This is a genomic window from Flavobacterium psychrophilum DSM 3660 = ATCC 49418, from assembly GCF_002217405.1.
Taxonomy (GTDB): Bacteria; Bacteroidota; Bacteroidia; order Flavobacteriales; family Flavobacteriaceae; genus Flavobacterium; species Flavobacterium psychrophilum.
The window spans coordinates 1-26379 of record NZ_MUHE01000027.1; the positions used below are offsets into that span (position 1 = coordinate 1).

General features: G+C 32.0%; 22 protein-coding genes. 13 read left to right on the forward strand and 9 right to left on the reverse strand.

Going from position 1 to position 26379, the window contains the following annotated elements; translation table 11 throughout:
• Window positions 1–35 precede the first annotated feature (35 nt).
• Window positions 36–746 carry a YebC/PmpR family DNA-binding transcriptional regulator gene (locus tag B0A57_RS07485; RefSeq protein ID WP_011962991.1) on the reverse strand — a complete coding sequence of 237 codons (711 nt, stop codon included), beginning with the start codon at window positions 744–746 and terminating at the stop codon, window positions 36–38.
• A gap of 137 nt (window positions 747–883) precedes the next feature.
• Window positions 884–1966, reverse strand: a complete 1083-nt coding sequence (gene gcvT, locus B0A57_RS07490) for a glycine cleavage system aminomethyltransferase GcvT (RefSeq protein WP_011962992.1) — start codon at window positions 1964–1966, stop codon at window positions 884–886.
• Between the two features lie 179 nt (window positions 1967–2145).
• Here gcvT and B0A57_RS07495 point away from each other — a divergent pair, with 179 nt between their 5' ends.
• From B0A57_RS07495 to B0A57_RS07505, 3 genes are all read left to right on the forward strand, one after another.
• The gene (locus tag B0A57_RS07495; protein WP_034098064.1) at window positions 2146–2994 is read left to right on the forward strand and encodes an NAD(P)H-hydrate dehydratase; all 849 of its coding nucleotides are present in this window, start codon (window positions 2146–2148) and stop codon (window positions 2992–2994) included.
• A 97-nt stretch (window positions 2995–3091) separates the two neighbouring features.
• Window positions 3092–4594: a histidine ammonia-lyase gene (gene hutH, locus B0A57_RS07500; RefSeq protein ID WP_034098066.1), complete on the forward strand. Its 1503-nt coding sequence runs from the start codon at window positions 3092–3094 to the stop codon at window positions 4592–4594.
• Window positions 4594–5070 (forward strand): GyrI-like domain-containing protein, encoded by a 477-nt coding sequence (locus B0A57_RS07505; protein ID WP_034098068.1) that lies wholly within the window; start codon window positions 4594–4596, stop codon window positions 5068–5070. The genes hutH and B0A57_RS07505 overlap by 1 nt, the downstream gene beginning before the upstream one ends.
• Here B0A57_RS07505 and B0A57_RS07510 read toward each other — a convergent pair.
• The gene (locus tag B0A57_RS07510; RefSeq protein WP_011962995.1) at window positions 5062–5730 is read right to left on the reverse strand and encodes a spermine/spermidine synthase domain-containing protein; all 669 of its coding nucleotides are present in this window, start codon (window positions 5728–5730) and stop codon (window positions 5062–5064) included. The two genes, B0A57_RS07505 and B0A57_RS07510, sit on opposite strands and share 9 nt — an antisense overlap.
• Before the next feature lie 52 nt (window positions 5731–5782).
• Between B0A57_RS07510 and B0A57_RS07515 the strand changes: the two genes are divergently transcribed.
• Window positions 5783–6361 (forward strand): 1-acyl-sn-glycerol-3-phosphate acyltransferase, encoded by a 579-nt coding sequence (locus B0A57_RS07515; protein WP_034098070.1) that lies wholly within the window; start codon window positions 5783–5785, stop codon window positions 6359–6361.
• A gap of 75 nt (window positions 6362–6436) precedes the next feature.
• Here B0A57_RS07515 and B0A57_RS07520 read toward each other — a convergent pair whose 3' ends face one another.
• The gene (locus B0A57_RS07520; protein WP_011962997.1) at window positions 6437–6916 is read right to left on the reverse strand and encodes a helix-turn-helix domain-containing protein; all 480 of its coding nucleotides are present in this window, start codon (window positions 6914–6916) and stop codon (window positions 6437–6439) included.
• Window positions 6917–7219: 303 nt separating this feature from the next.
• Here B0A57_RS07520 and B0A57_RS07525 point away from each other — a divergent pair, with 303 nt between their 5' ends.
• The 3 genes from B0A57_RS07525 to B0A57_RS07535 all read left to right on the forward strand — a co-directional run bounded on the left by B0A57_RS07525 (window position 7220) and on the right by B0A57_RS07535 (window position 9551).
• A complete protein-coding gene (locus B0A57_RS07525; RefSeq protein WP_034098072.1) occupies window positions 7220–8377 on the forward strand; it encodes a M14 family metallopeptidase in 1158 nt (385 codons plus the stop codon).
• A gap of 61 nt (window positions 8378–8438) precedes the next feature.
• The gene (locus B0A57_RS07530) at window positions 8439–8918 is read left to right on the forward strand and encodes an Lrp/AsnC family transcriptional regulator (RefSeq protein ID WP_011962999.1); all 480 of its coding nucleotides are present in this window, start codon (window positions 8439–8441) and stop codon (window positions 8916–8918) included.
• A gap of 123 nt (window positions 8919–9041) precedes the next feature.
• Complete coding sequence (locus B0A57_RS07535) at window positions 9042–9551, forward strand: DinB family protein (protein ID WP_011963000.1); 510 nt, start codon at window positions 9042–9044, stop codon at window positions 9549–9551.
• Between the two features lie 83 nt (window positions 9552–9634).
• On the opposite strand, the gene B0A57_RS07540 is transcribed toward B0A57_RS07535, so the two are convergent.
• The 3 genes from B0A57_RS07540 to B0A57_RS07550 all read right to left on the reverse strand — a co-directional run bounded on the left by B0A57_RS07540 (window position 9635) and on the right by B0A57_RS07550 (window position 14143).
• Window positions 9635–10363: an LOG family protein gene (locus B0A57_RS07540; RefSeq protein WP_011963001.1), complete on the reverse strand. Its 729-nt coding sequence runs from the start codon at window positions 10361–10363 to the stop codon at window positions 9635–9637.
• A 135-nt stretch (window positions 10364–10498) separates the two neighbouring features.
• The gene (gene uvrA / locus B0A57_RS07545; protein WP_038466390.1) at window positions 10499–13330 is read right to left on the reverse strand and encodes an excinuclease ABC subunit UvrA; all 2832 of its coding nucleotides are present in this window, start codon (window positions 13328–13330) and stop codon (window positions 10499–10501) included.
• A 219-nt stretch (window positions 13331–13549) separates the two neighbouring features.
• Window positions 13550–14143 (reverse strand): acyl carrier protein phosphodiesterase, encoded by a 594-nt coding sequence (locus B0A57_RS07550; protein WP_038466392.1) that lies wholly within the window; start codon window positions 14141–14143, stop codon window positions 13550–13552.
• A 132-nt stretch (window positions 14144–14275) separates the two neighbouring features.
• On the opposite strand from B0A57_RS07550, the gene glmM reads away from it, so the two are divergent.
• From glmM to B0A57_RS07565, 3 genes are all read left to right on the forward strand, one after another.
• Entirely contained in the window at window positions 14276–15664 is a 1389-nt protein-coding gene (glmM, locus tag B0A57_RS07555; RefSeq protein WP_011963010.1) for a phosphoglucosamine mutase, read from the forward strand.
• An 82-nt stretch (window positions 15665–15746) separates the two neighbouring features.
• Window positions 15747–16715 carry an alpha/beta fold hydrolase gene (locus B0A57_RS07560; protein ID WP_038466395.1) on the forward strand — a complete coding sequence of 323 codons (969 nt, stop codon included), beginning with the start codon at window positions 15747–15749 and terminating at the stop codon, window positions 16713–16715.
• 301 nt (window positions 16716–17016) lie between these two features.
• Window positions 17017–18504, forward strand: a complete 1488-nt coding sequence (locus B0A57_RS07565; RefSeq protein ID WP_011963016.1) for an aminotransferase class V-fold PLP-dependent enzyme — start codon at window positions 17017–17019, stop codon at window positions 18502–18504.
• On the opposite strand, the gene B0A57_RS07570 is transcribed toward B0A57_RS07565, so the two are convergent.
• The gene (locus tag B0A57_RS07570; protein WP_034101703.1) at window positions 18501–19376 is read right to left on the reverse strand and encodes a lysophospholipid acyltransferase family protein; all 876 of its coding nucleotides are present in this window, start codon (window positions 19374–19376) and stop codon (window positions 18501–18503) included. The genes B0A57_RS07565 and B0A57_RS07570 overlap by 4 nt on opposite strands.
• Before the next feature lie 170 nt (window positions 19377–19546).
• Here B0A57_RS07570 and B0A57_RS07575 point away from each other — a divergent pair, with 170 nt between their 5' ends.
• The 3 genes from B0A57_RS07575 (at window position 19547) to dnaK (ending at window position 23477) form a co-directional block, all read left to right on the forward strand.
• Entirely contained in the window at window positions 19547–20188 is a 642-nt protein-coding gene (locus B0A57_RS07575; protein WP_011963018.1) for a rhomboid family intramembrane serine protease, read from the forward strand.
• Window positions 20189–20235: 47 nt separating this feature from the next.
• Window positions 20236–20931: an SIMPL domain-containing protein gene (locus tag B0A57_RS07580; protein WP_011963019.1), complete on the forward strand. Its 696-nt coding sequence runs from the start codon at window positions 20236–20238 to the stop codon at window positions 20929–20931.
• A 665-nt stretch (window positions 20932–21596) separates the two neighbouring features.
• Complete coding sequence (gene dnaK, locus B0A57_RS07585; RefSeq protein ID WP_011963020.1) at window positions 21597–23477, forward strand: molecular chaperone DnaK; 1881 nt, start codon at window positions 21597–21599, stop codon at window positions 23475–23477.
• Window positions 23478–23934: 457 nt separating this feature from the next.
• Here dnaK and B0A57_RS07590 read toward each other — a convergent pair whose 3' ends face one another.
• Window positions 23935–26238 (reverse strand): aminotransferase class III-fold pyridoxal phosphate-dependent enzyme, encoded by a 2304-nt coding sequence (locus B0A57_RS07590; protein ID WP_038466399.1) that lies wholly within the window; start codon window positions 26236–26238, stop codon window positions 23935–23937.
• Between the last annotated feature and the right edge of the window lie 141 nt (window positions 26239–26379).

Here is a 26379-nt window from a genome sequence, read left to right on the forward strand (position 1 = left end):
CTTTAAAACTTTATGACTTTGGACTTTAAAAAAAATTATTCTTGCATGGTATGATATACGTTCATTACGTCTTCATCTTCCTCAATTTTTTCGATTAGTTTTTCTACATCGGCAATTTGAGCTTCGGTAAGTTCTTTTGTAATTTGTGGAATACGCTCAAAACCAGAAGATAAAATTTCGATTCCTCTTGTTTCTAATTCTTTTTGAATGGTTCCAAAGCTTCCAAAAGGCGCATAAATTAAGATTCCATCTTCGTCTTCAAAAACTTCTTCGGCACCAAAATCGATTAATTCTAATTCTAATTCTTCAGGATCCATTCCGTTTGCAGGAATTCGGAAATTACAAGTATGATCGAACATGAATTCGACTGAACCTTGTGTTCCCATTGTACCGTTACATTTATTAAAATAGCTTCTAATATTGGCAACCGTTCTGTTATTATTGTCGGATGCGGTTTCTATCAAAATTGCGATTCCGTGTGGTGCATAACCTTCAAAAAGTATTTCTTTGTAGTTTGCTGTATCTTTGTCGGTTGCTTTTTTAATGGCACGTTCTACATTTTCTTTAGGCATATTTACTGCCTTCGAGTTTTGTATAACGGCTCTTAATCTTGAGTTTGCTTCAGGATTTGGTCCTCCTTCCTTTACAGCCATTACAATATCTTTACCAATTCTGGTAAATGCTTTGGCCATTGCCGACCAACGCTTCATTTTTCTTCCTTTTCTAAATTCGAATGCTCTTCCCATTTCTATTTTTCTATTTTAAACTTCTGAAATCGACATTCGTTAATCAACATTCGATATTCAAAAAAATTTATGCAAAAATAACTTTTTAAAACCAAATTCAAAAAACTTTGAACCTTTGTTACTTTGCAATTTTGAACCTATTTTTTATAAAATGGCAATTTTACCACTTTTGCTAAAACATCATTTTTTCTAATTCTGATAAAAATATCGCTATCTACTGTAGAAAACGAAGTTGGTACATAGCCCAAACCTATTCCTATATTCATACTTGGCGACATGGTTCCTGAAGTTACGATTCCTATAACATTTCCTGACGCATCAACAATTTCGTAATCGTGACGAGGAACTGCACGTTCTTGCATTTCAAAAGCAACTAATTTTCTAGCAACACCTTCTTCTTTTTGCTTTTTTAAATTAGCCGAATTTGTAAATTCTTTGTCAAATTTTGTAATCCAACCCAAACCTGCTTCTAGTGGTGATGTGGTATCGTTGATATCGTTTCCGTACAAACAAAATCCCATTTCTAAACGTAAAGTATCACGAGCAGCCAATCCAATTGGTTTGATTCCGAATGGTTTTCCAGCTTCAAAAATTTTATTCCAAATAGCTTCTGCATCTTCATTTTTAAAATAAATCTCAAATCCTCCAGAGCCAGTATAACCAGTTGCTGAAACAGTAACGTCCTTCAGACCTGCAAATTCTCCAATTTGGAAAGAATAATATGGCATGTTTACTAAATCGATAGATGTTAATGATTGCATTGCTTCGGCAGCCTTTGGTCCTTGAATAGCTAATAACGAATAACTATCAGAAAGATTTTGCATATCGACACCTAAATCATTGTGAGAGGATATCCAGTTCCAATCTTTTTCTATGTTAGAAGCATTTACCACTAACATATAATGATTGTCGGCAATTTTATAAATGATTAAATCATCTACAATTCCACCTTCATTATTTGGTAAACAAGAATATTGTGCTTTTCCGTCAACTAATTTTGAAGCATCGTTTGACGTTACTTTTTGTATTAATGCCAAAGCATTTTCGCCTTTTAAGAAAAATTCTCCCATGTGAGAAACATCAAAAACACCAACACCAGTACGAACAATCTCATGTTCTGCGTTTACTCCTTCATATTGCACAGGCATATTGTAGCCTGCAAATGGAACCATTTTTGCTCCTAAACTTTCGTGAATGTTTGTTAATGCTGTATTTTTCATTGTTTTTTGAATGTAAGTTATAAGGTGCTAAAGTATTCATTTTTTATGGAGTGACAAAAAGTGTAAGAATTAATTTTATTATTGTTAGCATATTATATTTGGTTCTCATTTTTCAATCCATTTTATGGCAATTTATATTTTTAAAGTTGTAAATTTATAATCTAAATTAAGTTTTAATTATGAGAAATTTTTGTCAAATTGATACACAAGAAATTATCAAAAGATATAAACCCATCGATAAATATACCCATAAAGGATTGCAAGGTCATGCTTTGATTATTGGAGGGAGTTATGGTAAAATGGGTTCGGTGGTTTTAGCTTCAAAAGCTTGTATAAGATCAGGAGCAGGACTTGTAACTGCTTATATTCCAAAATGTGGTTGCGATATTGTACAAATTTCAGTGCCAGAAGTTATGGTTATTACCGATGATTATTTGGAACACATTGCTTTGATTAATTTTGATTTGAATCTCAAATCAATTGGTATTGGAGTAGGAATGGGACAACATCCAGACACGCAACATGCCTTTTATAATTTTCTAAAGAGCAATAAGTTGCCATTGGTTATTGATGCTGATGCTTTGAATATTCTTTCCCAAAATATCGAATGGTTGTCATTATTACCCAAAAAAGCAATTCTGACACCACATCAAAAAGAATTGGAACGACTAATTGGCAAATGGAGTTCGGAAGAAGAAAAACTAGAAAAGGTTAAAAGACTTTGTTTAGAATATGATCTGATATTTGTTTTAAAAGGAGCACCAACAATGATTGTTAATAATAAATCTACGTACGAAAATACTACAGGAAATCAGGCATTAGCCACTGCGGGTAGTGGAGATGTACTAACAGGCATTATTACGAGTCTTTTAGCACAATCATACGAACCTATTAACGCAGCCATTATTGGCGTTTATTTACACGGATTAACAGCTGATATTGCTTATCCAAAAGTAGGTTATCAATCTTTTATTGCTTCAGATATTATCGAAACGCTAGGTGAAGCTTATTTGCATATTATCAAGTAATTTTTTAATTGGATATTCTCGCCTTAAAATAAATACTAATAAAAAATGTTGCTTTTTAATTATTGTTTGCGGAATTTTGGGGTCTTAAAAATTCAAAATGAACAATACCCATTATATCACCTCCGATGTTATTTCAATTGAAGAAGTAGCACAAATTATTTACGAAAGAAAACAAATTGCGCTTTCTGAAGAAGCCATATTAAATATCGAAAAATGCCGTGCTTATTTAGATACAAAAATGCTAAATAACGACAAACCAATTTATGGTATAAATACTGGTTTTGGTTCGCTTTGTAATGTGATTATTTCTGATGAAAACCTATCTAAACTACAAGAAAATCTTGTTAAATCTCATGCTTGCGGTACCGGAGATGAAGTACCACATGAAATTGTAAAACTCATGTTGTTGCTTAAAATACAATCCTTAAGTTACGGACATTCTGGCGTGCAATTGCAAACGGTTAATCGATTAATCGATTTTTATAATAATGATATTCTTCCTATCATATACACACAAGGTTCACTTGGCGCATCGGGCGATTTAGCACCTTTAGCACATTTATCTTTACCATTATTAGGAGAAGGCGAAGTATATTATGATGGTTTCAGACAACCAAGTCATAAAGTTTTAGAAAAAATGAACTGGAAGCCAATCGTTTTACAGTCTAAAGAAGGTTTAGCATTATTAAACGGTACTCAATTTATGAGTGCTTATGGCGTTTATTCCTTAATAAAAATATCGAAATTATCCTATTTAGCCGATGTTATTGCAGCCATTTCTTTAGAAGGTTTTGATGGAAGAATAGAACCTTTTAACGAATTAATACACATGGTTCGTCCGCACAAAGGACAAATAAATACAGCTCGTCGTTTCAATGATTTATTAGAAGGAAGCCAAATTATCGCCCAAGAGAAAAAGCATGTTCAAGACCCGTATTCTTTCCGTTGTATTCCTCAGGTTCATGGCGCAAGTAAAGATGCTTTTGATTATGCAAAAAAAACATTTAAAACCGAAATTAACTCAGTTACCGATAATCCTAATATTTTTATAGAAAGCGATATAATTATTTCTGGCGGAAATTTTCACGGACAACCATTAGCTTTAGCCTTAGATTTTCTAGGAATTGCTGTGGCAGAATTAGGTAGTATTTCCGAAAGAAGAACCTACCAATTAATATCTGGTTTACGAGATTTACCTCCATTCTTAGTGAGTAATCCAGGATTAAATTCAGGATTTATGATTCCGCAATATACAGCGGCAAGTATCGCCAGTCAGAACAAACAGTTAGCAACACCTGCAAGTATAGATAGTATTGTTTCTAGTAATGGGCAAGAAGATCATGTGAGTATGGGCGCAAATGCAGCTACAAAAACCTTAAAAATTGTCGAAAATTTAGAACGTATTTTAGCTATCGAATTAATGAATGCTTCACAAGCTATTGAGTTTAGAAGACCTTTGCAATCGAGCGATTTTTTAGAAATGTTCCTCAAATCATTTAGAGATGAAGTGCCGTTAGTTACCGAAGATAGAATCTTGCATTATGATATCGAAAAAGCTATTTTATTTTTAAATAGTTTTCAAATTGATGATGTAGCCTAATGCTAGAAAACCCGAAAATTGTTACGTTTCCCAAAAAAAAATTGATTGGAAATAAATTGGAAATGTCTTTTGCAAACGATAAGACTTTTCAGCTTTGGAGCAATTTTATGCCAAGACATGGCGCAATTATAAATAGAATAGGAACATATAAATTTTCGCTTCAAAATTATAGTGATAACTTTCAATCAAATCCTACAATTCCTTTCTATAAATGGGCACTAATAGAAGTTTCAGATTATAATCATATCCCAGAAGGAATGGAAACCTATAGCATAAATGAAGGTTTGTTTGCTGTTTTTAAATACAACGGACCTTCAAACAATGCGTTCCCAATTTTTGAATATATATTTAATACTTGGCTACCTAATTCGTTGTATGAATTAGATAATCGAGAACATTTTGAAATTTTAAATGAAAATTATAATCCTCAAGGCAATGCCGATGAAGAAATTTATATTCCCATAAGGTTAAAGTAAGTTATTTAAAATAAGTAACTCATTATTTCCTTCAAGGTTAGCAATTCGTTCTATTTTTATGTGTTTTAACGCGATTAATTTCACGAAATTTTCATTTCTAATTTCATCTGCATTATTATTTACAATTGTATTAAATACAACATACGAGTTTGCCTTTAAAATTTTTAGGATATTACTTATAAATTCATTTTCAAAAAGAAAAGCAGGCATAATATCATCTTCAAAAATATCGATGATAATTAAATGATAAGTTTCTTTAGTTCCTGTTATAAATTTTTTAGCATCAGTAATCGTAATCTGAAGGTTTTTAATTTTGTCTAACCCAAAATATTTATTAGCAAAAATTATTGTTTTAGGGTCTATTTCAATACCGGTAATTTCTCCTTCATATTGTATTTCATCAATCAAAGTTTTAATAACACTTCCGCCTGCAACACCTAAAACTAAAATGTTTTTGAAAGATTTAATCCTCTCGAAACCAACTTCTTTCAATCCAAAATGTAATACTTTTTGCAAACTTCCATAAGAAAAATTAGTGTTTTTAGAATCCAGCACAAGTTGTCCATTATTCCAAGTTATTTCCAGATTTTTATTAATGCTAGATTTTACTTCTTCTATTTTTATTGGTATTAAATAGCTTAAAAGTCGCTTGAAATTCATAATTTGCGTTTTCAAATAGTAAATATAGTACTATTTTTGATAAAAATTAGAAATGAAAAGAACAATATATAAGTTAATTTTCTTTAAACTCATGGGTTGGAAAATTAAAGGATTCATTGCGCCAGAAATAAAAAAATGTGTAATGATTACAGTTCCTCACACGAGTAACCATGATTTTTATTTGGGTATTTTTACAAGAGGAATTACAGGTTTAGAAATGAATTTTGTAGCCAAAAAAGAATTGTTTAAGTTTCCCTTTGGTACCTATTTTCGCTGGATGGGCGGGGAGCCTCTAGACAGAACTGGCGGACTAAATAAAGTAGATGCAATTGCAAATATTTTTGCCAAAAGAGAAATTTTTCGTCTTGCCATTGCACCCGAAGGAACTCGAAAAAAAGTAGCCGAATGGAAAACGGGTTTTTATTACATTGCCATGAAAGCCAATGTACCAATAATCCCAGTAGTTTTTAATTTTGGAGATAAAGAAGTAAAACTTTGTGAACCATTTTATCCAACAGGAAATATCGAATCAGATATTAAAATACTCGAACAAAATTATATTGGTGTTTTAGGGAAAATTCCAGAAAATAGTTTCGTACCCAATAGCGATTTTACCTATTCGAAATTTTAAAAAACGACTTAAATTTTAGATAAGTAAAAACAATAACATTCTATTTTTTATTGTTTTTTAATGCAATTGCAAAAATTATTCTGGCAAGTAATTTTTGAAACTTCCATTTTTGTAAAAAACAACAATTCTTTCAATTTCAGAATTGTGTTTTGCATTTGACGTATTTCCTGTGTTTGAAAAATTATTTTTTATATTTTCAAACACAGGATTTTTTACATTCTGATCTTCATCAGAAAACAAATTAGGAAAATCTTCGGGCATATTTTCTTCAATATTACTATTTAAAATAGGAGTAGTGTTTTGAATATTTGGCTCTGTTTTAATTTCTAGTTCTGGGAAATTTCCTTTTCCATTCAAAATCCAATACAAATCTACTTCGGGAAAATTCTCATTAATTTTAAGTATCAAATCTAAACTAGGCTTGTTTCTGCCAGAGAGTAGGTGAGACAAACTAGAGCGTTGCACGCCAACTTTATCAGCAAATCCGGAAGCAGACAAGCCGTAATAATCTAGTATAATTTCGAGTCTTTTTATAAAATCATCTATGTTTACCATTGTAAATTCGTATTAAATAAATAACAGATTACAAATGTAAACAATAGTATTTACATATCCTATTTTACATTTGTAAAACAGCATATATTGCTAATTAAAAACTTTAAATAAATATATATAAAAGATTAATAAACAGGTGTTTAACTTGTTTAAATTAAAAATAATATATAGTAATGATAATGCTTTCTTATTAATCTGTTTTAAGCTTAAATATTGTTTACAAAAAGCAATTAATCGATTTGTTTTATTGTTTACAATTGTAAAAAATAAGATGTTTACTTTTGTAAACTATAAATTAATGCTATGAATTTAATTAAAATATTCTCGGAAATAAAACAGCAAAAACTGTTTGGTAGGTACATTACTAATAAACACATCGAACCAATTTTAGAAACTTTTTCGAATGATTTTGAAGTTTCTACAATAGGTTATTCGGTAAATAAAAAGCCAATATATGCTGTTGAAATTGGAACAGGTTCTAGAAAAATATTCATGTGGTCGCAAATGCACGGAAACGAATCGACAACTACAAAAGCACTTTTTGATTTGTTTAGTTTCTTAAAACAAGATTCTGAACAAGCAAATAAGATAAAAAAAGAGTTTACCCTATTGTGTATTCCTATTTTAAATCCTGACGGTGCAGAAGTATATACACGTGAAAATGCAAATAAAATAGATCTAAATCGAGATTCGGTAAATTTATCTCAGCCCGAAAGTCAGTTATTGCGAGAAATGTTTAAATGTTTTAAACCTGATTACTGCTTCAATCTTCATGATCAACGTACTATTTTTGCGGTAAACAATACTCGAAATCCTGCAACAGTTTCTTTCTTAGCACCCGCTTATAATGAGGCTAGAGCCTATAACGACACGCGTGGTAAGGCTATAAATGTTATTGTGGCTATGAATGACGAGTTGCAAAAACACATTCCCAATCAGGTAGGGAGATTCGACGATTCGTTTAATATAAACTGTATTGGAGATATGTTTCAGTCGTTAAACGTGCCAACAATATTGTTTGAAGCAGGGCATTATCAAGGAGATTACGAGCGTGAAGAAACTAGAAAATATATTTTTGTGGCATTATTGTCTGGTTTACAATTTATTTACAATAACAATACAATAGACGATAAAACTATTAATTATCTAAATATTCCTCAAAATAAAGTGTCATTTGTCGATTTTATTTACAGAAATTTTAGTGTTAATTATAAATCCTTAAATATAATTACTACCTTTGCAGCCCAGTTTAAAGAAATTCTTATTAATGACAAAATCGTTTTCGAGGCTTATTTTACTGAGATTGAAGACGAAATGACCTTTTTTGGACACCAAGAATATGATGGAAAAAAAGGAGATTACAGTGATGATTCGAATAATTTTCCCGAAATTGGTAAAAAAGCAAATTTTCGTTTAAATAAAAGCATTAAATTTGTTAATGGTTTAATAAAAACACAATAATTGTCTTGTATTTACAAGATAAATACAAGAATACAAGAATATATAATATAAATAATTAGTTATGAGTAAGTTTCGTTTAGATGAAGTTGATCACCAAATTCTGGATATGTTAATTGACAATACAAGAATTCCATTTACAGATATCGCAAAAAAATTATTAATTTCTGCAGGAACAGTTCACGTTCGTGTAAAAAAATTAGAGGATGCAGGAATTATTCAAGGTTCTTCATTAACATTAGATTATGAGAAATTAGGATATTCTTTTATTGCTTATGTAGGGGTATTTCTTAACAATACTTCGCAAACAAAATTTGTGCTTGAACGAATTAGCGAAATTCCTTATGTTACCGTAGCACACGTTACGACAGGAAAATTTAATATTTTTTGCAAAATTAGAGCAAGAGATACAAAACACGCTAAAGATGTTATTTATATGATAGACGACATAGACGGGGTTTACAGAACTGAAACTATGATTTCTCTCGACGAAAGCATCAACGATAAGAAAAGGTTAATGCATACCATATTTAAAAATATGTAATATAAAGTTCGCTTCGGCGAACTTTTTTTTTATCTTTATTTTATAAAACAGGCACAAAAAACTAAATTAAGAGTCTATTTATACTATAGCACATATTTCAATAAAAAAAAAGATTATCTAGACATGAAAAACTTATTAGAAAAAGATTATCCAGCATATTACGGCACTTATATAAATCACGTAAAAAATGATGATTGTGTATTAGCGATGGAAGAAAATTTAAATGATTTTGTAACTTTTATCGAAAACATTTCGATAGAAAAACACAATTATAAATACCAAGATAATAAATGGAGTATCAAAGATATCGTTCGACATATTATTGATACCGAAAGGATTTTTGCATACAGAGCCTTGCGTTTTGCAAGATTTGACAGCACACCCATTGCTGGTTTCGAAGAAAATGATTATGCCGCAAACGTAAACACAACGACTATCGAAATGCCAGATTTGCTTCAGGAATTTATACTGGTTAGAAAATCGACCATAAAATTATTTGATAGTTTTACACAAGAAATGTTAGTTGCAAAAGGAACTGCATCAGGCAAAGAAATATCAGTTTTAGCAATCGGATTTATTATTTCCGGACATGCAATTCACCATCAAAATGTTATAGCAGAAAGGTATTTGTAGTAATTTTATGCTCTGTATATTTGTTTAATCGTTTAACCGAAATAAACTTTCAATGAAACGATTAAACAATTACATAATTTAGCCTAAAAATTTGGGCTCAAATCGTATTTTTTATAAAATCTATCCAAAGCATCAACCACCTCATCTTCGGTATCTACAATCTGAATAAGTTTCATATCATCTTGCGAAACTGTTTTTTCACGTTCTATCATCACTTGTTGCACCCAATCCATCAATCCAGACCAGAAAGTAGTACCAACTAAAATAATAGGAAATTTTCCAATTTTTTTGGTCTGGATCAAAGTAATAGCTTCAAATAATTCGTCAAGAGTTCCAAAACCACCAGGCATAACCACAAATCCTTGCGAATACTTCACAAACATCACTTTACGAACAAAAAAGTAATCAAAATTAAGGTTTTTATCCTTGTCTATATAAGGATTATAATGCTGCTCGAAAGGCAACACGATATTCAATCCAACCGAAGTACCTTCGCCACGATGCGCCCCTTTGTTTCCAGCTTCCATAATTCCTGGGCCTCCACCAGTAATTACCCCATAACCTGCTTTACTTATTTTATAAGCAATATTTTCTGCTAATATGTAATATTTATCATCTGGTTTTGTTCTGGCCGAACCAAAAATAGACACACAAGGTCCAATTCTCGCCATACTTTCGTAACCATTTACAAACTCCGACATAATCTTAAAAATTGCCCATGAATCGTTAGTACGAATCTCATTCCACGTTTTTTGTTTCAGTTTGTCTTGTATTACCTTGTCTTCGTCGTGGTCAAAATCTTTTAATTTCATTTTATTATTTTTTTAGGAGCTATTTCCTGCTTTTCGCTATATCTTTTCCTTGCTAAAGGAGCAAGAAAAAGGATATCGCTACAATCAGGGCTAGGGCACCCGTGTTCAATTTATATTTTTGTAAAAAACAGCAAGCTAAAGTAATTCTTTTTTAAGAAACCTTGCCGTATAACTTTTTTTATTTTTTGCCACTTCTTCTGGCGTTCCTTTAGCCACCACATTTCCACCAGCTTTTCCGCCTTCAGGACCAATATCTACAATATAATCGGCGAGTTTTATCACATCCATATTGTGTTCGATAATCAAGATGGTATTTCCTTTATCGACTAATTTATTAATCACATCCATTAGCACTCTAATATCTTCAAAATGCAAACCTGTTGTGGGTTCATCTAGAATATAAAAGGTATTTCCCGTATCTTTTTTGCTTAATTCGCCAGCCAGTTTTATACGTTGGGCTTCGCCTCCAGAAAGTGTTGTACTTTGTTGTCCTAGAGTAATATAACCCAAACCAACATCTTGCAAGGTTTTTACTTTTCGGTGTATTTTGGGAATCATTTCAAAAAACGGAACCGCTTCGTCAATGGTCATATTTAAGACATCAGAAATAGATTTTCCTTTAAACCGTATTTCGAGTGTTTCCCTGTTAAAACGCTTCCCTTGACAGTTTTCGCATTCTACATATACATCGGGCAGAAAACTCATTTCTATGGTTCTAACGCCAGAACCTTCACAGGTTTCGCAGCGTCCGCCTTTTACATTAAAACTAAAACGTCCTGCTTTATAACCACGAATCATACTTTCGGAAGTCATGGTAAACAGGTTTCTAATTTCGGTAAAAACTTCGGTATAAGTGGCAGGATTAGAACGTGGTGTTCGTCCAATCGGGCTTTGATCTATATCAATAACTTTATCAATATGTTCTAAACCTTCAATTTTTTTGTAGGGTTTTGGTTTTTTTACACCATTAAAATAAAAGGCATTCAGAATAGGGTAGAGCGTCTCGTTTATTAATGTCGATTTTCCCGAACCTGAAACTCCAGTTATGCAAATCAATTTTCCCAAAGGCAAATCTATCGAAACATTTTTTAAATTATTTCCAGTTGCACCGGTTAATTTTAGAAATTTTCCGTTGCCTTCACGACGTTTTTTCGGAATGTCAAATTTCATTGTTCCGTTCAAATATTGAGCAGTAATGGTATTTCCTTTTAGTATTTCTTTAGGTGTTCCTTTACTTATAATTTCGCCTCCATATTTTCCTGCTTTTGGACCAATATCAATCACATAATCGGCACGTTCTATCATGTCTTTATCATGTTCTACTACAATAACAGAGTTTCCAATATCTCGTAATTGTTCTAACGAATGTATTAGTTTTTCGTTGTCACGTTGGTGCAAACCAATGCTCGGTTCATCTAAAATATATAAAACACCTACCAATTGCGACCCAATTTGAGTTGCCAAACGAATGCGTTGTGCTTCGCCACCAGAAAGGGATTTCGAACTTCGGCTAATGGCTAGATATTCTAAACCCACATTCATCAAAAAGTTTAATCTGTCTTTTATTTCTTTAATAACTTCGGTAGCAATTCGTTTTTGTTTGTCTGACAAATGATTGTCTAAATCGTGAAACCAAGCTGTTAAGTCCGAAATGTCCATATTAGATAAATGGGCAATATTTTGTTCGTTTATTTTAAAATATAATGATTCTTTTTTTAGTCTAGAACCTTGGCAGGTAGGGCAATTTACTTCGTCCATAAATGCTGCTGCCCAACGTTTTAAGGTCGATGAACCTGAATCGTCGTGTTGTGATTTTATAAATGCCGAAATTCCTTCAAATTCTATTTTATATTCTTTGGTAACGCCAGCCGTTTTTGATGTTACTGAGAATTTTTCTTTGCCTCCATTTAGCATCATTTGCATGGCTTCGTCGGAAATGGTTTCGATAGCATCAGTTAATTTAAAATCGAATTTTTCAGCAATAAATTCTAATTGTTTAAAAATCCAAGAACTTTTATATTCGCCAAGTGGCTCAAATCCACCAGCTTTAATAGATAATTTAGGGTTTGGAATTATTTTTTTAATATTTATTTCATTAATTGTTCCCAAACCATTACAATTAGGACAAGCTCCTTTTGGCGAATTGAACGAAAATAAGTTTGGTTCAGGATTCTGGTATGATATTCCAGTGGTTGGGCACATTAAATTTCTAGAAAAAAATCGAACTTGGTTGCTATCTTGGTCTAAAACCATTAATACATTTTCTCCGTAATGCATGGCTGTATTAATGCTTTCTGATATTCTTTTTTGCACATCATCAGTAGTATCTACTACAATCCTGTCGATAACGGTTTCTATATCGTGGGTTTTGTATCGGTCAAGTTTCATACCTGTGGTAATGTCTTTTACTTCGCCATTAATACGAACTTTCAAGAAACCTTGTTTGGCAATTTGTTGAAACAATTCGGCATAATGTCCTTTTCTTGCACGAATAATAGGTGCGAGGATATTGATTCTTTTTCCAGAGAAATCTTTGATGATTAAATCTTTAATTTGCTCATCAGAATAGGAAACCATTTTCTCGTCTGTATTGTAACTGTACGCCTCACCAGCACGAGCAAAAAGCAAACGTAGGAAATCATAAATCTCTGTAATTGTTCCTACCGTAGAACGTGGCGATTTAGAAGTTGTTTTTTGTTCGATGGCAATTACGGGCGATAACCCATCAATTTTATCTACATCAGGACGTTCTAATCCGCCCAGAAATTGTCTGGCATAAGCCGAAAAAGTTTCTATATAACGGCGTTGTCCTTCGGCATAAATGGTATCGAAAGCCAAAGATGATTTTCCTGAACCTGAAAGTCCAGTAATAACCACCAGTTTTTCACGAGGAATAGAAATGTCTATATTTTTGAGATTATGAACGCGAGCGCCAATAACTTCGATGGTATTATCGTTTTCTAACATAGTTGAAGTAAAAAACAAAGGTACAATTTTGATTGATTATTTTGATGAGGGTAGAAGTATATTTAATTTAACCCTTTGGGTGTAATTCGTTTTTTTTATTTTTTAACCACATAGAAACATACCTTTTGTTAATTTAATTAAAGCTGTTTCACTTTATTACAGCAAAACATAGCTTTGTGAACCAAGAATTGGTCTATCTAACGCTTGTTTCTATGTGGTTTATTTTCGTGTTTTATTTTTTATTTTTTCTAAACAAAAAGCGCTCAATTCTTCAAAAAACAAAGTAAATTCTTCTTCAAATTCAACATAAAATTCTTGTAATTCGACAACCGCTTCTTGCATATTGGCTCTGTGTTTTGTACGATAATCCATTTGAAACAAAATCATTTCTATTCCTGCAATGGTTGCATAATTTACTAACCAATTCCTTTGGGTCATATATGGCAAAAGATGTTGTGTTTTCTCTGTTAGAATGTTATAATTATCTTCTAGCGATTTATAAAAATTTGCTGCATAATCTTCTAACTTTTCATCACAATAATGACTCCAATTTTTGGCTAAAAAATGATCGTACAAAATATCCATAATTACGCCAGCATAATGTCCGTATTTTTCATGCAAACGGTGTTTGCTTTTTCGGTACATGGGGTGCGCATCGGTAAAAGTATCAATATGACGATGCAAAATAATGCCGTTTTTTACTTCTTCTGGAAAATTTAAATAATCATTGCCACGAATCCCGTCGGCCATAAAATTGCCAATTTTTAGTAAATCATTATTTCCCGAAAGGAATAAGTGTGCGAGATAGTTCATTTTAAGACGTATTAAAGTTCTAATGATTTGATTTGTAAAGGTTTTGTAAATATATAAAAAAAACACAGCGCCTTTGTATCTTTGTACCTTAGAACCTTTTTATATTTGTATTTAAAACGCAAAAAACAAACAATGACTTTAATAAAATCGATATCAGGAATTCGTGGCACAATAGGCGGAAAAGTTGGAGATAATTTGACCCCAGTTGATGCAGTAAAATTTGCTTCGGCTTACGGAACTTTCTTAAAACAAAGTAGCAATAAAGACAAACTAAAAGTCATTATAGGTCGTGATGCAAGAATTTCAGGACCAATGATTCATAATTTAGTAATGAATACTTTGTTAGGTTTAGGGATAGATGTTATCGATCTAGGTTTATCAACAACACCAACAGTTGAAATTGCAGTTCCTTTAGAAAATGCCGATGGCGGAATTATTCTTACCGCTTCTCACAATCCAAAACAATGGAACGCATTAAAACTATTAAATGCCAAAGGGGAGTTTTTAAGTAGCGATGACGGTGCAAAAATTCTAGAAATTGCAGATGCCGAAGCTTTCGATTTTTCTGATGTAGATACTTTAGGAGAAATAACCGTTAACGATTCTTATATGGATATTCATATAGATGAAGTACTAAATTTGCCTTTGGTAGATGTTGAAGCGGTTGCCAAAAGAAAATATAAAGTAGTGGTTGATGCCGTAAATTCTTCGGGCGGAATCATTATCCCTAATTTGTTAGAACAAATGGGTGTAGAAGTCGTAAAATTATACTGTACCCCAAACGGAGATTTTCCGCACAATCCTGAACCATTAAAAGAACATTTGGGCGATATTTGTAAATTAGTATTAGAAGAAAAAGCTCATTTCGGAATTGTGGTAGATCCTGATGTAGATCGTCTGGCTTTTATATCTAACGATGGCGAAATGTTTGGCGAAGAATATACACTTGTAGCATGTGCCGATTATGTTTTAAGTAAAACACCAGGAAATACAGTCTCAAATATGAGTTCGTCTAGAGCTTTGCGTGACATTACAAACAAACACAACGGAAGCTACCAAGCCAGTGCAGTAGGAGAGGTGAATGTGGTAGAATTAATGAAAAAAACGAATGCTATTATTGGCGGTGAAGGTAACGGCGGAATTATATATCCAGAGTTGCACTATGGTCGTGATAGTTTGGTGGGTGTAGCTTTGTTCTTAACGTATTTAGCCAATCAGGAGAAAACGGTTGCTCAATTGCGTGCCAGTTACCCACAATATTACATGAGCAAGAATAAAATTGAATTGACACCACAAATAAATGTCGATGCCATTCTAACTGCTATGACCGAAAAATATAAGAATGAAAATATTACAACCATAGATGGGGTGAAAATAGATTTTGCAGAAAACTGGGTACATTTGCGAAAATCGAATACAGAACCTATTATTCGTATTTATACCGAAGCAGCAACACAAGAAGAAGCTGATAAATTAGCTTTACGAATTATAGATGAGATTAAAGTAATAGCGGGAATTTAAAAGATAAAATACCTGACTGGTTTCTCAAATCTGTCAGTTGTGCGTCATTTTAGAACGACAGAAAACCGAAAGAAAATTTGAAATGAAAAAAACAAGCTTTTTACTGATTTTGCTTTTAACATCTTTTGTTTGTCAAAGTCAAAAATTTGAAAATATTAATATTCTCAAAATCGACACTACCGAAATTGTTCAAATCGGTGGAATTAAACAATTTATTAGCATAAAAGGAAATAACAAAGAAAATCCAATTCTTTTATTTTTACACGGTGGACCTGGAACTTCTTTAGTAGAAAGTTCAGAAAAATTCACTGAAAAACTAAAAAATGAATTTGTAGTTGTAAATTGGGATCAAAGAGAAACTGGAGAAACAGGAAAAATAAATTCAGTAAATGAAAATTTAACTCCTGAACTTTTTAAAAATGACGCTTATGAATTGATTAAGTACGTTTTAGAAAAATTCAAACATAAAAAATTATACTTAGTTTCGCATTCTTGGGGTTCAGTTCTTGGCTTTGACATTGCAGAAAAACATTCCGAATTATTATATGCTTACATTCCAATAAGTCCAATTGTAGACCAAAATAAAGCATCAAAATTAACTATGGAAATGTTGAACAATTGGGCAATAAAAACTAAAGATAGTAATGCAATAACCGAACTTAACTTGGTAAAAATTCCATTTGAAAATCAAAATGATTTGTTTTATTCTCAAAAATGGTTGTTTATTCATAATGGAGTAGAATTTGCAAGAAAAGAGGATTTCAAAACCAACTATTATAAATGGTTGGCAACTTGGTTTCCAATTTGGAAAAAATCGACAGAAAACAATCTTTTTGAAACTTTACGGAAAATTAATTGCCCAATATATTTTATCGAAGGAAATGGAGATAAACTTAAATCTCATTATATTGTAAAAGATTACTTTGAATTTATAAAAGCACCAAAAAAGAAGATGTTTTGGATGAAAAAATCTGGACACACAGTTTATAATTCAGAACCAGAAAAATTACAGAAAATAATAATCGAAAAGATTAAACCAGAAACATTGTGAAAAAAAACGACCGCACAACAGCTAGTAAGCAATAGTCGGGAATAAGGCTTAACGGGAATATTTTTTTGTATTTGTAATATTGTGATTAATTGAAATATTAAGGATCATTAACCCCGACCATCGCCTACTAGCAAAACGGTATTTTTTTATTCAAGAAGTTCATCAAAATTTACCAAATTTATCTTTAAATATTCCAAAATAAACAGCCCAAAATGTTTTAGTCATTGTTGCAAAACTTTATGAGTTGTCACTTTTCTGAAATATTTAAAAAAATGTATCTTTGAAACTAAATTAAAACATCATGATTGCTACCCAAACCTCGACTGAATTAGAACAATATTTTCAGCAATTTCGTAATAATATTATTGGTATTAACCAAGAATTTGAGTCGCCTTTTGGTACACAAAAAATAATTTACACAGATTGGACCGCCAGTGGTCGTTTGTATCGTCCTATTGAAGAAAAATTAATGAACGAATTTGGTCCTTTTGTAGCCAATACTCATACCGAAACTACTGTTTCAGGTACAGCTATGACTATGGCATATCATGAAGCAAGGCATATCATAAAACGCCATGTAAACGCAAATGGCGATGATGTTTTAATAAATGATGGCACAGGAATGACTGGTGTTATTAATAAATTTCAACGTATTTTAGGGCTTAAAATGCCCGAAAATCTAAAAGAATTTGCAAATATCCCCAACGAAATAAAGCCTGTTGTTTTTATTTCGCACATGGAACACCATTCTAACCAAACCTCTTGGTTAGAAACTATTGCCGATGTGGTTGTAATTCCTTCCTGCGAGCAAGGTTTATTTTGTGTAGATAATTTAAAAAAATTACTAGAACAATATAAAGACAGAAGTTTCAAAATTGCTTCGATTACTTCCTGTTCTAACGTGACGGGAATAAGAACACCTTACCATGAAGTGGCAAAGTTAATGCATCAGAATAAAGGTGTTTGCTTTGTAGATTTTGCTTGCTCAGGACCTTATGTAACTATAGACATGCACCCAACGGATTCAGAAAGTTATCTTGATGCTATTTTCTTTTCTCCACACAAATTTTTGGGAGGACCAGGTACTTCTGGCGTACTCATTTTTAATAAAAATTTATACAAAAATAATATACCAGATTGTCCAGGTGGAGGAACAGTTTCTTGGACAAATCCTTGGGGCGAACACAAGTATATAGACAATATCGAAGATAGAGAAGACGGAGGAACACCAGGTTTTCTTCAGGTTATAAAAACAGCTTTAGCCATTCAGCTAAAAGAGCAAATGGGCGTAGCTACTATTTTGAAGCGAGAGCACGAAATAGTTTCGTTTGTTTTTGAAAGCCTTGGAAATATCGAAAATATAAATATTCTTGCCAGTCAGCATAAGGATAGATTGGGTGTAATCTCTTTTTATATTACCGATTTGCATTTTAATTTAGGCGTAAAAATATTAAATGACAAATTCGGGATTCAAACCCGTGGTGGTTGCAGTTGCGCAGGAACTTACGGGCATCATTTGCTTCATGTAGACCAAAAAATGTCGCACGATTTAGTTTGCCAAATAGACTTAGGCGATTTATTGCAAAAACCAGGTTGGATCAGAATGTCTATACACCCAACAACAACAACTTCAGAGATAGAGTTTGTTTGTAATAGTATAAAATCTTTAGCCGAAAACCACAAACAATGGTCTAGCGATTATCATTACAATGCAAAAAGTAATGAATATGTGCACAAAAAAGCTTTAAATAAGGAGTTAGAAATGGTAAAAAGTTGGTTTAAAATTTAAACCTTTTTTTTGTGTTTCCAACGTTTGTGTGTCCAAAGATAATATTCAGGTTGTTCGTATATTTGTTGTTCTACACGACTCATAAAGTCTTCTGAAATTTTATAATTAGGAACCGATTTTACATCTTCCGTTAGGACTTCGAAACTTGCTTCATAGTAGCCTCGTTTTATTTTCTTAGTTTTTAAGAAGATAACATTCATATCATATTTTTTGGCAAGAATTTCGGCACCAATATGAATAGGCGTCTCGATTCCCATAAAATGATACCAGTATAAGTTATCAGACCATCTTGGTGTTTGGTCACTTGCAAAACCAAAAACACCTAATTTTCCACTAATCGCGTTTTCTTGAATCGTTTTAGAGGTTTCTTTGGTTGTTATTAAGACCGCTTTAAATTTAGACCGAATGTCTTTTACCAACTTGTCAAAGTATTCATTCGAAATTTTTTTATAAATGCCATATCCTGTAAAATTGATATGATAATTCATAGATACAACCCATTCGTAACTCGCATAATGGGCACATAGTATGGCAATACTTTTTTGTTTTTTTTCTAACTCTAAATAAACCTCTAGATTATTAAATTTGAATCTTTTTTCTATTTCAGACTGAGAAATTGTAATTGTTTTTATCATTTCTAAAAACATATCACACATATGGCTGTAAAACTTTTTTTCTATAATAAGCCTCTCTTTTTCAGATAAATGAGGTAAGGCTATTTTTAAATTATTTCGAACTGTTTTTTTTCGATAGCCAATAATATAATATACTAGAAGATAAACAACATCAGAAAAAAAATATAAAACCCTAAACGGAAGTATAGAAATAAGCCAAAGAATTGGGTAAAAGAATAAGTATATAAGTAATTGCATGCTGTTATAAATTTAAGCAAATATACTTCTAAAAGTCACAATGTCATAATATCGAAAGTTATAAAATCGTCTTAAAAGTATTAAAGTATTAAAACGCAAACAAGCTTTGGGTTTTAATACTTTAATACTATAATACTTTTTTAGTACATTTACTTTTTAAATTTATAGATATGAATATTTTTTTGATACTTATAATAGCATCTAATTTAATTTTTAGCTACAAAGGTTTTACCGATATTTCTTTTTTTAGAAAAAACGAATTCCATATTGGTAGTATTCGTGCAGGAGAACAAAGCAGAATGTTTTCATCGGCATTTCTTCACGCAGATTGGGGGCATTTATTTTTTAATATGTTTACCTTATTTATGTTTGCCCCCATTGTCATAAATAATTTAGGAAACATTTTTTTCTTAGTAATTTATTTAAGTAGTTTATTTGCAGGAAGTTTACTTACTTTATATTTTCATAAAAATGATTATGGTTACAGAGCCATTGGAGCATCGGGAGCGGTTACAGGAATTTTATATTCTGCCATCTTGTTACAACCAGAGATGAGTTTGTATCTATATTTTATTCCAATACCAATTCCTGCCTATATCTTTGGAATAGGTTATTTGTTATATTCTATTTACGGAATGAAAGCTAAAAATGATAATATTGGCCACACAGCACATTTTGGTGGAGCAATAGCAGGTTATTTAATCACCATTTGCAAAGAACCTATAATGCTAACAGAAAACACAAATATGGTCATTTTGCTAGCTTTGCCTATAATTTTATTATTTGTCCTAACAAAAATGGGGAAATTATAGTTTGGCACGTCATTTGTTTACTTAATATTAATTAAAAAAAAATAAATATGAAAAATTTAGTAGTAACATTAATAACATTTTTTACCGTGATGACATACGCACAAGATCAAAAAATGAATCAAATTCCTCAAATAACAGTTTCTGGAGAAGGAAAAATTAAAGCAATCCCAGACCAAGGAATTATATCTCTTGGTGTCGAAAATTCAGGTAAAGAAGCTGTTGAGGTAAAAAAAGCAAATGATATTATTATAAATAAAATCCTGAAATTCATAAAAAGCAACAATATCCCTTCTACCGATTTTCAGACCACAAATGTAAGCTTGAATAAGAATTATGATTACGAAAAAAAGAAATACAATTTTCTAGCTAGCCAAACCGTTACCGTTACATTAAAGGATTTAACAAAATATAATGAGTTTATGATGGGAATTACCGAAACTGGCGTAACAAATATACACGGTGTCGAGTTTAAATCATCAAAAATAGAAATATATGAAGCCGAAGCTAGAAAAAAAGCTATCTTAAATGCAAAACAAAAAGCATTAGATTATGTTTCGGTTTTAAACCAAAAAATAGGAAAAGCATTAATAATTTCAGACAACTCACAAGTATTTTATCCGCAACCAATGTATAAAGATGTAAAGAGAGCAATGTTCGAGGACGTATCTGTACCAAGAGAAACATTAGCCATTGGAGAAATAGAAATATCTGCAAATGTACAGGTTACTTTTGTTTTAGATTAAAAACTAAACCGTTTTAAAAGGCACTAAAAAAGTCTTTTTTTAGATAAATATATTAAAAAAGGAGTAGAAATCTTAGGTTTTTCTACTCCTTTTTTAATATATTTAACAGTAATCATAATAGGTTTTAGGTCGATAAATTCAAATTCAAAATAAAAAACCATGCAATTTGAACCTATAGTGGCTCATTTACAGCTTTATTAGACAGAAAATATTTAAACATTTATTTTTTCCGCTTTTAATGATTCAAGATGCTTTTTTTAGATTAAAATTTTCAGCGACTCCACTTTCAATTCCTTCTTTAATTTCGTTCCTGAAAAATAACAGCTAAAACACACATTTGGGACACGAGCGAATAGAAACTAGAAAACGCAGTGTCATTAATAATTTTCAACATATTGAAAATAAAAAAACAACAAAAAATAAACACTCTATATGATAAGATTAGAAAATTAGGAAATTTTAATAAAACACACAACTATAAAAAAAGCAGCTAAGAAATATCCTAGTGGCTTTTTTTAGATGCTTAATGTCATCTTGTCATATCGTTTTGCGCCAATTATTTATAAAACTGACAATTATATAGACACTATTTTATTGGCACAAAACTTGACTATATCAATTCAAGTTATAAAAAACGAATTACACAATAATTAAATATAATAAAAATGGGAAAGATTATCGGAATCGATTTAGGTACAACCAACTCTTGTGTATCTGTAATGGAAGGACAAGAAGCAGTAGTAATTCCTAATGCTGAAGGTAAAAGAACAACACCATCTATCATTGCGTTTGTAGAAGGTGGAGAAATTAAAGTAGGAGATCCTGCTAAAAGACAAGCGGTTACAAACCCAACTAAAACGGTTGCTTCTATTAAACGTTTTATGGGGCATTCTTTTTCTGAAACTACAGACGAAGCAAAAAGAGTTCCATATTCAGTAGTAAAAGGAGATAACAATACACCACGTGTGGATATTGATGGTCGTTTATATACTGCACAAGAATTGTCAGCTATGACACTTCAAAAAATGAAAAAAACAGCTGAAGACTATTTAGGTCAAACAGTTACAGAAGCAGTTATTACTGTTCCTGCTTACTTTAACGATGCACAACGTCAAGCTACAAAAGAAGCTGGAGAAATTGCAGGTCTTAAAGTAATGAGAATTATAAATGAGCCTACTGCTGCGGCATTAGCTTACGGATTAGACAAAAAAGGTATCGATCAAAAAATCGCAGTTTACGATTTAGGTGGAGGTACTTTCGATATTTCTATCCTAGAATTAGGAGATGGTGTGTTTGAAGTATTGTCTACAAATGGAGATACACACTTAGGTGGAGATGATTTTGACCAAACAATCATAGACTGGTTGGCAGATGAGTTTAAAGCTGAAGAAGGAATTGACTTGCGTCTTGACCCAATGTCATTACAAAGAATTAAAGAAGCTGCTGAAAAAGCTAAAATCGAGTTGTCATCTTCTGCTGAAACAGAAATTAACTTGCCTTACGTTACCGCTACTGCTTCTGGACCAAAACACTTAGTTAAAAAATTAACAAGAGCTAAATTTGAGCAATTGTCTGATACTTTAGTAAAACGTTCTATGGAACCAGTTGCTAAAGCATTAAAAGATGCAGGTTTAACTGTAAAAGATATCGACGAAGTTATCCTTGTGGGTGGTTCTACAAGAATGCCAAGAATTGCTGACGAAGTGGAGAAATTCTTTGGTAAAAAAGCCTCTAAAGGAGTTAACCCTGATGAAGTTGTTGCTATTGGAGCAGCTATTCAAGGTGGCGTTCTTTCTGGAGATGTAAAAGATGTATTGTTATTAGACGTTACACCTTTATCTTTAGGTATCGAAACTATGGGTGGAGTGATGACAATCTTAATTGAATCTAACACAACTATTCCAACTAAAAAATCACAAATTTTCTCTACTGCTGCAGATTCTCAACCAACTGTTGAACTTCACGTTCTTCAAGGTGCAAGAGCTATGGCTGTTGATAATAAAACGATTGGTCGTTTCAACCTAGATGGTATTCCACCAGCACCAAGAGGTGTTCCGCAAATTGAAGTAGCTTTTGATATTGATGCCAATGGTATCATCAAAGTTTCTGCAACAGACAAAGGAACTGGTAAATCTCACGATATTCGTATCGAAGCTTCTTCTGGATTAACTTCTGAAGAAATCGAAAGAATGAAAAAAGACGCTGAAGCAAATGCTGGAGCCGACAAAATCGCTAGAGAAAGAGTAGAAAAAATCAATGAAGCAGACAGTTTAATTTTCCAAACTGAAACGCAATTGAAAGAATTAGGAGATAAAATCACTGACGAGCACAAAACTGCAATCGAATATGCCTTGACAGAATTGAGAATGGCACACCAATCTCAAGATTTAGAAGCAATTCAAAAAGGTTTAGACAATGTAAATGCAGCTTGGAAAACAGCTACAGAAGCAATGTACGCTCAAGGAGAACAAGGTCAAGCAGCACAGCCACAAGCTGAAACGCAAGGAGATGATGTTCAAGATGTAGAATTTGAAGAAGTAAAATAATTCTTTTTTCGAATAAATTAATAAACAAAAGGAGTAGAAAGCTTAGGTTTTCTACTCCTTTTTTGATATATTTAGTTGTAATTATATTGGCTTTTATATATTAGTAGAACCGAAATAAATACAATTTAGCAAATATTCTTCGTTATATGATTTAGATATTTCAGAAAATAACGTTTTGATAAAAATTAATGATTTGATAGATTTTATTCCTTTATTTATGATAAATTATTTAAATAAATACTGAACCAATAATACACGTATGGCAGAAAGTCTATTCGTATGTTGAAACATTCTTCTAAAAGAATGTGTAACGTTCGTATTATGAACCGATAAGACAACTCTATGAGATTTTGACTTTTGATAATTTCCTTTCGATGCCGTTTTTATTAACTTTAAATTTATGAAATTAAATACCGACCTCAAAATAAACATTTCAAGTAAACCCTAAAGTTATTAGCTAAATTTTCAACTCACTTAATATAACATCTAATAACTGCACCATTTCGGTTGCATTTTGTTTGCTAAAAGGCATAGGGGGTTTTATTTTTAATACGTTATGTAGAGGTCCATCTGTACTTAAGAGATAGCCTTTTTCTTTCATTTTTTCTACAACAATGTCAATTTCAGTAATTGCAGGCTCCATTGTTGTCCTGTCTTTTACCATTTCGGCACCAATAAATAAGCCATGTCCTCGAACATCACTTATAATAGTGTGTTTTTGCATTAATGTATTTAAGCCATCTATTAAGTAATTTCCTACTTCTTTTGCATGCGCTTGCATTTCTTCCTCTTGAATAACATTTAATACTGCTAAACCAGCGGCCATAGATACTGGATTACCTCCAAAGGTGTTAAAATATTCCAATCCATTATTAAAAGCATCAGCAATTTCGTTAGTTACAATTACTGCTGCTAATGGGTGTCCGTTACCAATTGGTTTTCCTAATACTACAATATCTGGAATAACATCTTGAAGTTCGAAACCCCAAAAAGCATCGCCAACTCTTCCGAAACCTACTTGTACTTCATCGGCTATACAAACACCGCCTGCTTTTCGTACCTGATTATAAACAGTCTTTAAATAATTTTTAGGTAATGGCATTTGACCGCCAACCCCCAATAGTGTTTCGCAAATAAAAACTGCGGGAGCTTTATTTTCTTTATCTAGATTTTCTATAATTCGTTGCACATCGGCGGCATATTTTTGGCCTGCATTTTCATCTCCATATTTAAACTCTCCTCTGTAAAGATCTGGGTTCGTTGCCTTGTGTATCCAAGGCATTTTTCCAGAACCGCCTTTGCTGTCAAATTTATAGGGACTCATTTCCATGGCTACTGTCGAGGTTCCGTGGTAGGCATGGTCTAGTACAATAATATCTTTTTGTTTGGTAAAATGGCGGCTCATGCGTATTGCCAAATCATTTGCTTCACTTCCTGAGTTTACAAAATAGCAAACGCACAATTGGGGAGGTAATGTAGCGGTTAGTTTTTCGGCATATTCTAAAATAGTGTTATTTAAGTATCTTGTGTTCGTGTTAAGGGTTGCAATTTGTTTTTGCATGCTACGCACAACCACCGGATGGCAATGCCCTACATGTGATGGATTGTTAACACAATCTATGTATGTTTTTCCTTTGTCATCATATAAATACTGAAGTGCTCCTTTTACAATTTTTAGGTTTTCTTTGTATCCAATACTTAGATTTTTGCCTAAGTATTTATGACGTTTTTCTAATAAATCGGAATAATTATCATTGCTAATAACGCCTTCAAATCCACAGGTTTTTCTAAAATTATCTTGGGCTTTAATTGGGTTAATTTTAATGAGTTTGTATAATAAATCCCAAGCTGGTTTTTCGGTAATAAAATGATGATCGTTATTTGTATCTAACGACCCGTTAAATGCCGATTGTGTTACGCTGATGCAAAGTCTTCCAGCAATTAAATAATACAAGACATCTAATTCTTGAGTAGTAAGGGCATAAGATTCATGATATCCTTTAACTATTAATGTAGCTGCAGAGAGCGGATCCTCATGCGATAGCATAGCATAGGTGCAGGCTATGGCAAGGTTATTAATTAGGGCGGTGTACACCATATCTCCAAAATCAATTAATCCTGTAACCGTATTATCATCAACCAATACATTGTAATCATTGGCATCGTTGTGAATGTATGCATGACGTAAGGTATGTATTTTAGGAAGAACTTCGGTATCAAATTGCAAGAGAAAATAACTTGCTATTCTTCTTTTTTCATGATTTTTTATATATTTTAATCTATCATTGGCATCACTCGCTCTGCTAATGTCCCACGTATATTGACGATGCATTGCTGTATGAGAAAAATCTTGTAGCGATTTATCCATAGTTCCCAAAAAGTGACCCAATTGTGAGTATAAGATATTTGATTTTTCTAATTTATCTACCCAAAAGTCACCTTCTAAAAAACTAAGAATACGCAAATAATACTTTTTACCTTCATTTTCGACGGCAGTCAACTCATCTCCTTGATTATTGATGCAAAATTGTTGAAAATTATTCGATATACTACTGTTCGATAAATGTTTAATTATTTTTACTTGAGCATCTAAAAAAAGAAAAGGCTGATTTTCGTCGGATACTTTGAGGATAAATTGTTTGTTATTTATATCTGTTAAAAGATAATTTAACTCATCATAACCATTTAACATTTTCGCTGAAACGAATAATCCGTAATGATCTTTGGCTAGCAGTTCTATGTGGGCTTCAGAAAATTTCATTTTTTTATTAGTATTATATATGTTTTAATCGTTTAATTGTATAACAAATAGCCTTTTTAAATTTAAGATTTTATTTTATTTCCAATTATAAGGAATTGGCTAGTTGTAAGTATTGGTCTAGTTATTTTGTTATTAGAAGCT

Coding starts and splice junctions, on each gene's coding strand:
- B0A57_RS07535 (WP_011963000.1), top strand. CDS start 9,042: ATGAAAAACTTATTAGAAAAAGATTATCCAGCATATTACGGCACTTAT.
- hutH (WP_034098066.1), top strand. CDS start 3,092: ATGAACAATACCCATTATATCACCTCCGATGTTATTTCAATTGAAGAA.
- B0A57_RS07565 (WP_011963016.1), top strand. CDS start 17,017: ATGATTGCTACCCAAACCTCGACTGAATTAGAACAATATTTTCAGCAA.
- B0A57_RS07590 (WP_038466399.1), bottom strand. CDS start 26,238: ATGAAATTTTCTGAAGCCCACATAGAACTGCTAGCCAAAGATCATTAC.
- B0A57_RS07520 (WP_011962997.1), bottom strand. CDS start 6,916: ATGGTAAACATAGATGATTTTATAAAAAGACTCGAAATTATACTAGAT.
- B0A57_RS07485 (WP_011962991.1), bottom strand. CDS start 746: ATGGGAAGAGCATTCGAATTTAGAAAAGGAAGAAAAATGAAGCGTTGG.
- B0A57_RS07515 (WP_034098070.1), top strand. CDS start 5,783: ATGAAAAGAACAATATATAAGTTAATTTTCTTTAAACTCATGGGTTGG.
- B0A57_RS07530 (WP_011962999.1), top strand. CDS start 8,439: ATGAGTAAGTTTCGTTTAGATGAAGTTGATCACCAAATTCTGGATATG.
- B0A57_RS07560 (WP_038466395.1), top strand. CDS start 15,747: ATGAAAAAAACAAGCTTTTTACTGATTTTGCTTTTAACATCTTTTGTT.
- B0A57_RS07570 (WP_034101703.1), bottom strand. CDS start 19,376: ATGCAATTACTTATATACTTATTCTTTTACCCAATTCTTTGGCTTATT.
- B0A57_RS07575 (WP_011963018.1), top strand. CDS start 19,547: ATGAATATTTTTTTGATACTTATAATAGCATCTAATTTAATTTTTAGC.
- gcvT (WP_011962992.1), bottom strand. CDS start 1,966: ATGAAAAATACAGCATTAACAAACATTCACGAAAGTTTAGGAGCAAAA.
- B0A57_RS07540 (WP_011963001.1), bottom strand. CDS start 10,363: ATGAAATTAAAAGATTTTGACCACGACGAAGACAAGGTAATACAAGAC.
- B0A57_RS07495 (WP_034098064.1), top strand. CDS start 2,146: ATGAGAAATTTTTGTCAAATTGATACACAAGAAATTATCAAAAGATAT.
- B0A57_RS07580 (WP_011963019.1), top strand. CDS start 20,236: ATGAAAAATTTAGTAGTAACATTAATAACATTTTTTACCGTGATGACA.
- B0A57_RS07510 (WP_011962995.1), bottom strand. CDS start 5,730: ATGAATTTCAAGCGACTTTTAAGCTATTTAATACCAATAAAAATAGAA.
- B0A57_RS07550 (WP_038466392.1), bottom strand. CDS start 14,143: ATGAACTATCTCGCACACTTATTCCTTTCGGGAAATAATGATTTACTA.
- dnaK (WP_011963020.1), top strand. CDS start 21,597: ATGGGAAAGATTATCGGAATCGATTTAGGTACAACCAACTCTTGTGTA.
- glmM (WP_011963010.1), top strand. CDS start 14,276: ATGACTTTAATAAAATCGATATCAGGAATTCGTGGCACAATAGGCGGA.
- B0A57_RS07505 (WP_034098068.1), top strand. CDS start 4,594: ATGCTAGAAAACCCGAAAATTGTTACGTTTCCCAAAAAAAAATTGATT.
- B0A57_RS07525 (WP_034098072.1), top strand. CDS start 7,220: ATGAATTTAATTAAAATATTCTCGGAAATAAAACAGCAAAAACTGTTT.
- uvrA (WP_038466390.1), bottom strand. CDS start 13,330: ATGTTAGAAAACGATAATACCATCGAAGTTATTGGCGCTCGCGTTCAT.